Annotated in this window: 11 protein-coding genes; 9 read left to right on the top strand and 2 right to left on the bottom strand. The window is 45.4% G+C overall.

Annotated features, from left to right (window positions below):
* Positions 1–510: a CpxP family protein gene (locus F0228_RS12690; protein WP_061033604.1), complete on the bottom strand. Its 510-nt coding sequence runs from the start codon at positions 508–510 to the stop codon at positions 1–3.
* A gap of 180 nt (positions 511–690) precedes the next feature.
* Here F0228_RS12690 and F0228_RS12695 point away from each other — a divergent pair, with 180 nt between their 5' ends.
* The 4 genes from F0228_RS12695 (at position 691) to trmL (ending at position 4,010) form a co-directional block, all read left to right on the top strand.
* Positions 691–1,380: a response regulator gene (locus F0228_RS12695; RefSeq protein ID WP_061033603.1), complete on the top strand. Its 690-nt coding sequence runs from the start codon at positions 691–693 to the stop codon at positions 1,378–1,380.
* Positions 1,380–2,759, top strand: a complete 1,380-nt coding sequence (gene cpxA / locus F0228_RS12700) for an envelope stress sensor histidine kinase CpxA (protein WP_061033602.1) — start codon at positions 1,380–1,382, stop codon at positions 2,757–2,759. The genes F0228_RS12695 and cpxA overlap by 1 nt, the downstream gene beginning before the upstream one ends.
* A gap of 76 nt (positions 2,760–2,835) precedes the next feature.
* Positions 2,836–3,453, top strand: a complete 618-nt coding sequence (locus tag F0228_RS12705) for a superoxide dismutase (RefSeq protein ID WP_171731005.1) — start codon at positions 2,836–2,838, stop codon at positions 3,451–3,453.
* A 77-nt stretch (positions 3,454–3,530) separates the two neighbouring features.
* Positions 3,531–4,010: a tRNA (uridine(34)/cytosine(34)/5-carboxymethylaminomethyluridine(34)-2'-O)-methyltransferase TrmL gene (gene trmL, locus F0228_RS12710; RefSeq protein WP_009844716.1), complete on the top strand. Its 480-nt coding sequence runs from the start codon at positions 3,531–3,533 to the stop codon at positions 4,008–4,010.
* A 131-nt stretch (positions 4,011–4,141) separates the two neighbouring features.
* Here the strand turns inward: trmL and F0228_RS12715 are convergent, their stop codons facing one another.
* Positions 4,142–4,666, bottom strand: a complete 525-nt coding sequence (locus F0228_RS12715; RefSeq protein WP_102426101.1) for an FxsA family protein — start codon at positions 4,664–4,666, stop codon at positions 4,142–4,144.
* 284 nt (positions 4,667–4,950) lie between these two features.
* On the opposite strand from F0228_RS12715, the gene aspA reads away from it, so the two are divergent.
* The 5 genes from aspA to arcC all read left to right on the top strand — a co-directional run bounded on the left by aspA (position 4,951) and on the right by arcC (position 12,821).
* A complete protein-coding gene (gene aspA, locus F0228_RS12720) occupies positions 4,951–6,402 on the top strand; it encodes an aspartate ammonia-lyase (RefSeq protein WP_061033599.1) in 1,452 nt (483 codons plus the stop codon).
* Between the two features lie 180 nt (positions 6,403–6,582).
* On the top strand, positions 6,583–7,890 hold the full coding sequence (locus F0228_RS12725; protein ID WP_171731004.1) for an anaerobic C4-dicarboxylate transporter: 1,308 nt from the start codon (positions 6,583–6,585) through the stop codon (positions 7,888–7,890).
* Between the two features lie 508 nt (positions 7,891–8,398).
* Entirely contained in the window at positions 8,399–9,847 is a 1,449-nt protein-coding gene (locus tag F0228_RS12730; RefSeq protein WP_105057666.1) for a YfcC family protein, read from the top strand.
* Between the two features lie 767 nt (positions 9,848–10,614).
* Positions 10,615–11,838, top strand: a complete 1,224-nt coding sequence (gene arcA, locus F0228_RS12735) for an arginine deiminase (RefSeq protein WP_061033596.1) — start codon at positions 10,615–10,617, stop codon at positions 11,836–11,838.
* 71 nt (positions 11,839–11,909) lie between these two features.
* On the top strand, positions 11,910–12,821 hold the full coding sequence (gene arcC / locus F0228_RS12740) for a carbamate kinase (protein ID WP_105057667.1): 912 nt from the start codon (positions 11,910–11,912) through the stop codon (positions 12,819–12,821).
* The last annotated feature ends 64 nt before the right edge of the window (positions 12,822–12,885 follow it).

Here is a 12,885-nt window from a genome sequence, read left to right on the forward strand (position 1 = left end):
TTACTTGTCTTTGTTCATGCGTTTTTCCATTTTTTCAGCACACTTAGTCATGCGCTCTTGTTGGATTTCTTTCAGTTGAGTTTTTTGCTCAGGCGTTAGCACGCTCATCATTTCGTGTTGCTTCTTAAGCATTGCCACGCGTCGCTCAGTTTGCTTCTCAACCATTTGGCTTGCTAGGTCGTTCGCTGCTGCTTCATCGAAGTTTTCAGCTAATACCAATGCTTGAACTTTCTCATGGTGCGCTTTCATTTGCGCCATTTTGTCTGACTTGTTGCCCGCGTGTTTTGCTTTCATCTCAGCACGGTTCGCTTCACGCATCTCTTTTAACTGTTCTTTTTGTGCATCAGTTAGTTCTAGTTGACGCATCACTTTCTTGTCGAAGCCACCACATTTACCGTGCATGCCTTTGTGGTCGCCCTTGTCACCGCCGCCAAATGCATACGCACTTGCTGTACCTAACATAAGTGGAAGTGCCGCAGCTGCTAGTACAAGTTTCTTCGTCATTTTCATAATTGTTGCCTCAATTCGGTATAATAAGTCATGTATTGCGTCTGTATCTCAGCGCTTGAATATAGATTAGTCTTTCCCTCGTAAAGTGACGTTTAGAAAGCGTAAAGAATCGTAAAGAGTGAAAGCTGACGAATAATTAGCAGTATTATTAACCTGTAACTAACCGATTAAGGCTTTCCCATGGCGAACATTCTTCTTATTGATGACGACACCGAGCTAACGAGCTTACTTAAAGACATTCTTAGCTTTGAGGGCTTCACTGTTTCTGAAGCCAATGATGGCTACGCAGGGCTCGAAGCGATCAATGATGAGATTGACCTGATTCTTTTGGATGTGATGATGCCGCGCCTGAACGGCATGGAAACACTCAAGAAGTTAAGAGAACATTGGGAAACGCCAGTGCTAATGCTGACGGCGAAAGGGGAAGAGATCGACCGTGTGATCGGCCTGGAGCTTGGTGCAGATGATTACTTACCAAAGCCGTTTAGCGACCGCGAGTTACTCGCTCGTATTCGCGCCATCTTGCGCCGTACGCAAACCACGAGTACTCCAAAAGCCGCCAGCGATAGGATCCAATATCAAGACATTGAGGTCTTCCCGGGTAAGCAAGAAGCTTACTGTAATGGTCAGCTCATCGACCTTACTACCACCGAGTTTGCTCTATTGAGTCATCTGATTCAAAACCCGGGTCAAGTAATCACCAAGGAAGCGTTAAGCTTAGATGTATTGGGCAAAAGGCTTGCAGCATTTGACCGTGCGATAGACATGCACATCTCTAACCTACGTAAAAAGATTCCAGAACGTAGCGATGGTAAATCACGCATCAAAACCTTACGTGGTCGTGGCTACCTATTGGTAGAGGAGGATTAATGCGCATTCCTAAAATCACTAGCTTATATGGACGTATCTTTGCCATCTTTTGGTTCACCATGTTACTGGTGCTTTTATCCGTACTCTCACTACCACATCTAGACCCGCGAGTAGCGCGTGATGTGCCCGCCGATCACCTCAATAAATTAGAACGTATCGCCAAGGCTACAGAGAAACGCTACGCCAAAGAGCCTAATCTCGGCAAAATTGTCTTTCAACTTGAAGCACCACGCAGCCGCAAAGACTCTCGTGCACGTCTCTATCTGACCGATCTTGAAGGTGCAGTCCTAACCTCCAAAAGACATTCAGACTACAAACTTAAGGCGATTCGCAACTTTGTAACCTCAATTGATAACCCAGAAGTACCAAAGCAGAAGCTTTACGGGCACTACATGGTTGCTGGTCCTGTACCAATCAAGCTGGCAGGTGAAGAACTACTTATGTACGCCGGAGTAAAGTGGAACCAGCCGCCGCCGTTCTTACTGCGACTATTTGATAGACCACTGCAGCTGTTGCTTGCCGTGATGCTAGCCAGTACCCCACTATTACTTTGGTTAGCTTGGGCACTCAGCCAGCCAGCTCGCCGACTTGAACGTGCTGCACAACGTGTAGCGAAAGGCGAATTCGAAGTCGATCCAACACTTGAAAAAGGCACATCAGAATTCAGACAAGCGGGTGAAAGCTTTAACCAAATGGTTGAGGCCGTAAACCAGATGATCTCAGGGCAACAGCGCTTGCTTTCTGATATCTCACACGAGCTACGTTCGCCTTTAACACGGCTTCGCATGGCCAATGCACTGGCGATTCGTAAGCAAGGAGAGAGTCCAGAACTCGAGCGTATTGATACAGAAGCGCAACGCTTGGAACAGATGATCAGTGAACTACTGACCCTCTCGCGCATGCAGGTTGATAGCCACATTACTCGTGAAGTTCAGCCGATATCGAGCTTGTGGGAAGAGATCTTAAAAGACGCGCAGTTTGAAGCCGAACAGATGGGTAAAGAGCTGACATTCTCAGAAATCCCTGAGCGTTCAATTTCAGGTAATCCTAAGCTACTGATGAGTGCCTTAGACAACATTACGCGCAACGCCATTTACTACGGAAAAGACCAAGTCGATGTGCAATTCCACGTAGTGCAAGATCAGCTGACTATTTGCGTCAATGACAACGGTGATGGTGTGCCTGATGATGAACTCGATTCTATCTTCAGACCTTTCTACCGTGTTTCTACCGCTCGTGACCGTAATTCTGGTGGCACCGGGCTTGGGCTGACTATTACCGAGAGTGCGATTCGCCAACATAGCGGAACGATTACCGCGAGCCGCAGTAAACTCGGTGGATTACAGCTCGAAATTACTCTGCCTATCCTGCCACTGTAATACCCCCACAAAGATCGCAGTTGATAATGATTGTTATTATCATTATGGTAAATCCTCTAATTAAGGAGGATTTACCATGTCTCACATTTTCCCTGAGCTGCCCTACGCCTACGATGCTCTAGAACCCTACATCGATGCAAAAACGATGGAAGTGCACTACAGCAAGCACCATAGAACCTATTACGATAAGTTTGTTGCTGCGGTGTCTGGTAGCGAGCTTGAACAGCAATCTCTCACTGAAATCTTCGCTAATATTTCTCAGCACAGCCCAGCAGTTCGTAACAATGGTGGCGGCTACTACAACCATATTTTGTATTGGAACTGTATGTCTCAAGACGGTGGCGGAGAGCCGACAGGCGAGCTTGGTCAAGCGATTAAAAGCACATTCGGAGATTTCACAACATTCCAAGATCAGTTCGCTCAAGCCGCTATTAATACCTTCGGTTCTGGCTTTGCTTGGTTAGTAGTAGAAAAAGGACAACTGAAGATCATCTCAACCTCAAACCAAGACAACCCTTGGATGGATACAGTTGCCAGTAATGGTGAGCCGATTCTGGCGCTCGATGTTTGGGAGCACGCCTACTACATCAGCTACCAAAACCGCCGTCCTGATTACATCAACGCATGGTGGAACGTAGTGAATTGGAATGCGGTTTCTGAAAACTACGCACAAGCACTCACGAATAAAGCATAAGCTAATGGTGGTGAACTGTACTCACTCAGCTTGCCACCGTATACTCTGGCTATCTTTGATTATTCTTGTGAACCAACATGTTTGATATCGCTCTATACGAACCTGAAATTGCACCCAATACGGGTAACATCATCCGCCTATGTGCTAACTGCGGCGCAAACCTGCATTTAATTGAACCACTTGGCTTTGATTTTGAAGAGAAGAAAGTTCGTCGTGCTGGCTTGGATTACCACGACCTAGCGCGTGTTAAACGTCACAAGAACCTAGAAGCTTTTCTTGAGTATCTAGAAAATGAACGCGAGGGTGACTTCCGCATCTTTGCCTGCACCACTAAAACCACAGGTCACCACGTCGATGCCAAGTTCCAACAAGGCGATGTATTGATGTTTGGCCCAGAAACACGCGGCCTGCCCGCTGAGTTCATCGAAAGTATGCCAATGGAGCAACGTATTCGCATTCCGATGATGCCAGACGCACGCAGCCTGAACCTATCCAATGCTGTAGCAATCATCGCGTTTGAAGCATGGCGACAAATGGGCTTTGAAGGCGCGGTATAACCAACCCCTTAAACACCTATTATCCGTAATCGCTAATACGCAATAAAAAAGGCTCTTACCATTATCTCTTTCTTACGAAGGATAAAGGTAAGAGCCTTTTCAGTTGTTGTCTTTCTATCTAAGTAAAAAGGTTAGTTTAAGCGGTTACGATCGTTATCGTCGTCTTTCTTCTCAAACTCACCTTCAAAGGTGTTGCCGCCTTTTGATTGGTCAAATGGGTCGCGGTTAAATGGATCATCTCCAAATGGACTCTGACCAAAACCAGCTTGTCCGCCAGCGTGGAAACCGCCAGACATGTTTTTAACCACCATTTTTTCCATCATTTTCTTAGCAATCATGGCTCTTGGTGCTGGCAACAATACCAACATACCCAGAGCGTCTGTCATAAAGCCTGGAGTCAACAGCAGTACGCCAGCCACCGCCAGCATCACACCTTCAAGGATCTGCTGTGCCGGCATCTCGCCTTGTTGCAAGCGACCTTGAACAGACATCAGTGTTTGAATGCCTTGGCTACGAACCAGTGAGGCACCAACAAATGCAGTAATCAACACTAACGCAATAGTTGGCCACAATCCTAAGAAGCCACCAACTTGAATAAATAGCCCAATCTCAATGATGGGTACGAAGATAAATAGTAATAATAAGATAGGAAACACACGCCCTCCTTTGTTGCTTTCAGTTTACGCTGAAAGGTCTACCAATCTCAAATTTATCCTGTAAATAAGCGTGTTTATTGACCCAAATTAACTTTGCGAAATATTGACTAAACAAAAGCGAAAAAGGTGATCAACTTACTATTTTTATGCGCTAGGTACAGTATCATGTGCCACATAAGTCAGGACGGATTTATCAGCCCAATATTCTAGCGAACGGAGTATTTGCACACAGAATAGGCTAATAACTAACTATATAATCAGAATTATTCTCTAAGGATCCTGTTATGGCTACTCTATCAGAAGCACAAGTTGATGCTCCTCAAGCTACTCGTCTCGAAGAAGATCTTTTAGGTCAACGTCATGTTCCGGCTGATGCTTACTACGGCATCCACACCCTACGCGCAGTTGAAAACTTCAACATCTCAAATGTAACGATCTCAGATGTACCTGAATTCGTTCGCGGTATGGTGATGACAAAGAAAGCTGCGGCTTTAGCAAACAAAGAGTTAGGTGTAATTCCTAGCGAAGTGGCTAAATACATCATCCAAGCTTGTGACCTCATTCTAGACACTGGTAAGTGCATGGATCAGTTCCCATCAGACGTTTTCCAAGGTGGTGCTGGTACTTCTGTAAACATGAACGCGAACGAAGTGGTTGCGAACGTGGCACTTGAGCTTATGGGCAAAGAAAAAGGCCAATATGAGTTCATCAACCCGAACGACCATGTAAACCGCAGCCAATCAACTAACTGTGCTTACCCAACTGGCTTCCGTATCTCTGTTTACAACAGCGTACTAAAACTGATCGATGCGATTGAATACCTAAAAGGCGCATTCGAGCTTAAAAGCCAAGAATTCAACAACATTTTGAAGATGGGTCGTACTCAACTTCAAGATGCAGTTCCAATGACGGTTGGCCAAGAGTTCCACGCTTGGGCGGTAACCATCAATGAAGAAATCAAAAACCTAGAATACACATCTAAGCTACTGCTTGAAGTTAACCTAGGTGCGACAGCTATCGGTACTGGTCTGAACGCAGCACCTGGTTACCAAGGCCTAGCAGTGAAACACCTAGCTGAAGTAACTGGTCTAGAGTGTGTTCCTGCAGAAGACCTAATCGAAGCAACGTCTGACTGTGGCGCATACGTAATGACGCACGGCGCACTTAAGCGTCTAGCAGTTAAGCTGTCTAAGATCTGTAACGACTTGCGTCTGCTTTCTTCAGGTCCACGTACTGGTTTGAACGAGCTAAACCTACCTGAACTGCAAGCAGGTTCTTCAATCATGCCTGCTAAAGTAAACCCAGTTGTACCTGAAGTAGTAAACCAAGTTTGCTTCAAAGTTCTAGGTAACGACAACACGGTTTCTTTCGCTGCGGAAGGTGGTCAACTTCAACTAAACGTAATGGAACCTGTTATTGCACAAAGCATGTTTGAGTCGCTAGACATTCTAACAAACGCTTGTGTGAACCTGCGCGATAAGTGTGTAGACGGCATTACGGTAAACAAAGAAGTATGTGAAGCACACGTATTTAACTCTATCGGTATCGTCACTTACCTAAACCCATACATTGGCCACCATGAGGGTGACATTGTTGGTAAAATCTGTGCAGAAACAGGTAAGAGTGTTCGTGATGTGGTTCTAGAGCGCGGTTTATTGACCGAAGAAGAACTTGATGACATTTTCTCTGTTGAAAATTTGAAGCATCCTCAGTATAAAGCGAAACGCTACGAGTAAAACTCGCGAGACAGGGCTCCAAACGGAGCCCTTTTTTAGGCTCCAATACGGTTAACCCTGTTTATTCTGTGGTTTTCTGTGTGTTGCACTTTTGCTTAATTGAATCTAAACCATAGAACTATTATCTGAACATTCGAACAACGAGTGGTCACATAATAAAATCTAAATGAGGTGTTAATTATGATTGCAGTAGAACTGTTTATCGTCCTGCTCTTTATCTTCTTAGGGGCCAGAATTGGCGGCATCGGTATCGGCTTTGCCGGTGGTGCTGGTGTTATTGCTCTTTCACTTATTCTTGGCGTTCCAACAAGCCAATCTTTCATCCCAATCGATGTCATCTTGATCATCATGTCAGTTATCACTGCAATCGCTGCAATGCAGGTTGCTGGCGGTATGGACTGGTTGGTACAAATTGCAGAAAACTTTTTGCGTAAACACCCAGAACGCATCACCTTTTACGCGCCAATCGTGACCTTTTTAATGACACTAATGGCGGGTACTGGCCACACAGCATTCTCAACTCTGCCAGTTATTGCGGAAGTAGCGAAAGGCCAAGGTGTGCGTCCTTCTCGTCCACTGTCTATCGCTGTTGTTGCGTCTCAAATTGCGATCACAGCTTCGCCAATCTCAGCAGCGGTTGTAGCTTTCGCAGCAATGCTTGCACCATTCGGTGTTGATTACCTAACACTATTGATGGTTTGTATCCCAACAACCTTCATCGCTTGTATGGTTGGCGCGATTGTCGCGAATTACATGGGTAGCGAGCTGAAAGACGATCCTATTTACCAAGAACGTCTAGAGAAAGGCCTAATCAAACTAGCGACAGATGAGAAACGCGAGATCCTGCCAACAGCGAAGAAAGCAACTTACATCTTCCTAGCAGCAATTGGCTTCGTGGTTTGTTACGCAGCGGCTATCTCTAGCTCTGTTGGCCTAATCGAAAACCCTGCACTAGGTCGTAACGAAGCGATCATGTCGGTAATGTTGGCAGCAGCAGCGGCAATCGTAATGTTCACTAAAATCGATGCAGCGAAAATTTCTTCAGCACCGACATTCCGCTCTGGTATGACGGCGTGTGTCTGTGTACTTGGTGTGGCTTGGTTAGGTTCTACGTTTGTAAACGCACACGTTGCTGAAATCAAAGACGTTGCAGGTGCACTACTGGCTGACTACCCATGGATGCTGGCTCTTGTTCTGTTCTTCGCTTCTATGCTTCTTTACTCTCAAGGCGCAACAACGGTTGCATTAATGCCTGCAGCACTAGCAATTGGCGTAGCACCACTAACAGCCGTTGCTTCTTTCGCTGCGGTAAGTGCACTGTTCGTTCTTCCAACTTACCCTACGCTACTGGCTGCGGTTGAGATGGATGACACAGGCTCAACGCGTATCGGTAACCTAGTATTCAACCACCCGTTCTTCATTCCAGGTGTGGTTACAATCAGTACTGCCGTAGCACTAGGCTTCGCATTCGGTGGTCTATTTATCTAAAAACCACTGATGATATGACTCTAAAAGGAAGCTTCGGCTTCCTTTTTTGTTTGTGGCTTAATTTGATTTTTGATGCCCGTCAAATAACCATGACAAACTTTAAAACTCGCTCAAAAATAAAGTTTGAATAAAATTCCAAGACTATCCAACCCATTCACCATCAATACCTATCAAATCAACCCTCCCCTACTTACCAACTAACCAAACCGAATATTAATCCGAGCTAATTAACCAAAAAACCTTACGATTTTTCTCACATTTTTTAGCCCTTTTACTGGCCACTATTTTTGTGAACAGCACCAAACTTAAATGATTAAGTAAAGAATAAAATAACCGCAGCTAAATTAAATACAACTTCATCTGGATTAGTAAATATCAAATAACTTTAATTTAAATCCCGCAAATCTATATCGTTGGGTAATTTATAAGTGTCAGTGTATTTACAGTCTATAAATCATTAGTCGCTAATTCACATCACTTTTATTTAAGATGATGTAAGGAGATAGCCATGACAACTCAAACGATACCAAGCGAGAAAAAAAAGGGCGGCTTCTTTGCCAACTTTAAATTCCCTTCTGCTTATACCATTCTATTTATTTTAATTGCATTCGTTGCTCTACTGACCTGGATTGTTCCAGCGGGCCAATACGACCGAGCAATGAATGAAGAATTAGGCCGAGAAGTGCCGGTAACCGGAACCTATCAAGCAGTTGAAGGTAACCCTCAGGGCGTGATTGACGTACTGCTAGCGCCGATTGACGGCTTCTACGACCACAATAGCTATGAAGCGGCTGCAATTGACGTTTCTCTGTTCATTCTGATCATTGGTGGCTTCTTAGGGCTAGTTACCAAGACTGGTGCAATTGATGCTGGTATAGAACGCGTCACCGCGCGCCTCGAAGGGCGAGAAGAGTTGATGATACCAATACTGATGGCACTGTTTGCCGCTGGCGGTACTGTCTATGGCATGGCGGAAGAGTCACTCCCATTCTATACGCTTCTTGTACCTGTCATGATGGCGGCTCGCTTTGACCCTCTAGTGGCAGCAGCGACTGTACTTCTAGGCGCGGGCATAGGGGTGCTAGGCTCCACCATTAACCCATTCGCAACGGTTATCGCTGCTAACGCCTCTGGCATCCCATTTACCGACGGTATCGTGCTGCGTGTAGCAATGCTGATTATTGGTTGGGGGATCTGTGTCGCTTACGTCATGCGTTACGCAAGAATGGTGCAAGCTGATCCAAGCAAGTCGATTGTGTATGACAAGTACGAAGAAAACAAAGCGCACTTCCTTGGTAACTCAAGCGGAGAAAAACTGGAATTCACTGCAACTCGTAAGCTGATTCTGACTATTTTTGGTGGCTCATTCGCAGTAATGATTTACGGTGTATCCGTTGCAGGATGGTGGATGGCAGAGATCTCTGCAATGTTCCTAGCGGCGACCATCATTGTCGGTATTGTGGCTCGCATGAGCGAAGAAGAGTTTACCTCAAGCTTCATTGACGGTGCACGTGACCTGCTCGGTGTAGCGCTAATCATAGGTATTGCGCGTGGTATTGTGGTGGTGATGGACCGCGGTATGATCACCGATACGATTCTGTTCTCTGCAGAGCAGATGGTCACCGGGCTCTCATCCGTTATCTTTATTAACGTGATGTTCTTCCTAGAGATTCTACTGTCATTCTTAGTGCCATCGACATCTGGCCTAGCGGTACTGACCATGCCTATCATGGCGCCATTGGCTGACTTTGCAGGCGTTGGCAGAGACCTTGTTATCACCGCTTACCAATCGGCTTCAGGCTTAGTAAACCTCATTACCCCAACCTCTGCTGTGGTAATGGGTGGCTTGGCGATAGCTCGTGTACCTTACGTACGCTGGGTGAAGTGGGTCATGCCATTAGTTGGTATCTTAACGGTGTTCTGCATCATCGTACTGAGTATTGGTGCGCTTATCTAGGCATCTCTTCAACAAACATACTCCCATTCAAAGCCGCTTCCATAGCGGCTTTTTTAGCTCTATCGCTCGCTCAGCCAGTTTTGTCATCACAGCAGACCATAGCGAACTCACCAATTCCCTAGAAGCCCCATATCAACACTCCAACTCATCTGTAAACATCAGAGGCGGAGCTAACAATACAGCGCATTATTTACCAAAGTGATATATGGCAAAATATTTAGTCATTTATTAGCGCTAATTATATTTAACGTTTTATCAAAAGTAACAGTAAAAGATAAGCAAACGCCTAAAACTAATTAAAAAACCCCTCATAAGTCCTATTTTAAAATGTGACCTCAATAACTTTATACGAATTTAATTTGTTAACAGATAATTAATTCCACATTCAAAATTAAATATATAAATAAAAACACTGCATACTTCCACTTTAAGCTCACTTTTATCAATTAAAGTATATTGCATATAAACCCCTACTATTTGGAGTTTACTAATCTGGATTAGAAAAACATGAATAATGTTCCCAAAGAATTCACTATTTAGAAGCAATAGATGATAGCCCAAAGTGCATAAAATTTGTTAAAACCCTTATTTTTAAAGGGCTGCGGGATAAAAAATGATTTGTGATAGATCTCTAAGAATACCTGAGCAGCAGGCGTAATATTAATTCCAGACAAGAGATATGAATAAATAATTCATTATTCTCAACTGAAAATAAATAATTACTTTTAGCAATAAAAGTAATTCAAATATATAAGAGAGAGACGATCATGAGTAAGTTCTATGTAGGTTCTGAAATAGGTCAATTGCGTCGTGTTCTAGTTCATCGCCCAAGACGCGCACTGACTCACTTAACACCATCTAACTGTCACGATTTGCTGTTTGATGACGTACTGGCTGTTGAGCGTGCAGGTAAAGAGCATGACGTATTCACTCAAACACTGCGTGATCAGGGTGTTGAAGTTCTTCTTCTTACTGACCTACTAGCAGATACGCTAGCCGTGCCAGAAGCGAAAGATTGGCTACTGAACTGCCAAGTGTCTGATTACCGCTTGGGTAAAACTTTTGCTAACGACGTACGCTGCTACTTGGGTGACTTACCAAACCTAGAGCTTGCAAAAATCCTAACCGGCGGTCTGTCTTACGCTGAAATGCCTATGAAGTCTTCTTCAATGATGCAAGGCATGTTCACACCAACCGACTTCATTATTGAGCCTTTACCAAACCACCTATTTACTCGCGACACCTCTTGCTGGGTTTACGGTGGTGTATCGATCAACCCAATGGCGAAACCAGCACGTCAACGCGAAACCAACCACGTGCGTGCGATTTACCGTTGGCACCCAACTTTCGCAGGCCAAGACTTCATTAAATACTTCGGCGATGAAGAGAGCATCAACTACGACAACTCAACGATTGAAGGTGGTGACGTTCTGGTTATTGGCCGCGGCACAGTGCTTATCGGTATGTCGGAGCGTACCACGCCACAAGGTGTCGAGCACTTAGCGTCGAGCCTGTTCAAACACGGTCAAGCGAAGCAAGTTATCGCTATGCAGCTACCAAAACACCGCTCTTGCATGCACCTAGACACGGTAATGACACATATGAACGAAGATACGTTCTCTGTTTACCCTGAAGTGGTGAGTAAAGATGTGAAGTGCTGGAACCTAACCGGCGATGAGTCTGGTGCCGTGAAAGTGAAAGAAGAAGGCTACTTCGTTACCGCTATCGAAAAAGCACTGGGCGTAGACAAGCTAAACCTGATCACCACTGGTGGTGACAACTTCCATGCAGAACGTGAGCAGTGGAACGATGCAAACAACGTACTGACCGTTAAACCTGGTGTCGTTGTTGGCTACGAAGGTAACACCTACACCAACGAGAAATACGACAAAGCTGGCATCACAGTACTGCCAATTCCTGGAGACGAGCTTGGTCGTGGCCGCGGTGGCGCACGTTGCATGAGCTGTCCAATCGAGCGTGATGGTATCTAATCACTAAGACGAAACGGCCAAGTTGGCGAAAGCAAATTACCTCAACTTGGCCACAATGAGAGAACACAATTATGACTAAACAAACTGTTGTTGTTGCACTCGGTGGTAACGCCCTACTTCGTCGCGGTGAGCCGTTAGAAGCTGACGTTCAGCGCCGCAATATTGAAACGGCGGTGAAAACCATCTCTGAAATCGCCAAAGAGTACAACGTGGTGTTAGTGCACGGTAATGGCCCACAAGTTGGCTTACTTGCTCTGCAAGGTTTGGAATACAAGAAAGTAAATCCATACCCACTGGATGTACTAGGCAGCGAAACGCAAGGCATGATCGGTTACATGCTGATGCAAGAGTTCAAAAACTATCTGCCAAACCGCAACATCTCATGCATGTTGACCCAAATGACGGTTGATCCAAATGACCCTGCATTTGCCGATCCAACCAAACCGATTGGCCCAATCTACGAAGAAGCAGAAGCGCGTGAATTGGCAGAAAAATTCCACTGGGTCGTAAAACCAGACGGCCAACACTTCCGTCGCGTTGTGCCAAGCCCAAGACCAACCGGCATCGTTGAACATGAAGCGATCACCCAGCTTATCGAAGCGGGTCACCTAGTAATCTGTACTGGCGGTGGCGGCATTCCAGTGAAAAAAGAGCATGGCAAATTGGTTGGTGTCGAAGCGGTTATCGACAAAGACATGTCTGCCGCTTTCCTAGCGAAACAATTGAATGCCGATGCGCTACTGATTCTGACCGACGCAGACGCGGTTTACCTAGATTGGGGCAAGCCGACTCAACACGCACTGCGCAGCACTACACCAGGTGAACTAGCGAAGTTTGAATTTGATGCCGGCTCGATGGGACCAAAAATTGAAGCATCGTGCGAATTCATCCAACAAGGCGGCAAAGTCGTCGGTATCGGTGCGCTCGAAGATGGTTTGCAAATTCTGCAAGGCCAAGCGGGTACCAACATCACCAAAGATTAACCCACTCGCGAGCTTTTCAAAGCTTGCGAGAAAACTGAATCACCGTTTGAACTGAAATTAATAC

Origin of the sequence: Vibrio sp. 99K-1 (genome assembly GCF_013114585.1) — a bacterium.
Lineage (GTDB): Bacteria > Pseudomonadota > Gammaproteobacteria > Enterobacterales > Vibrionaceae > Vibrio > Vibrio chagasii_B.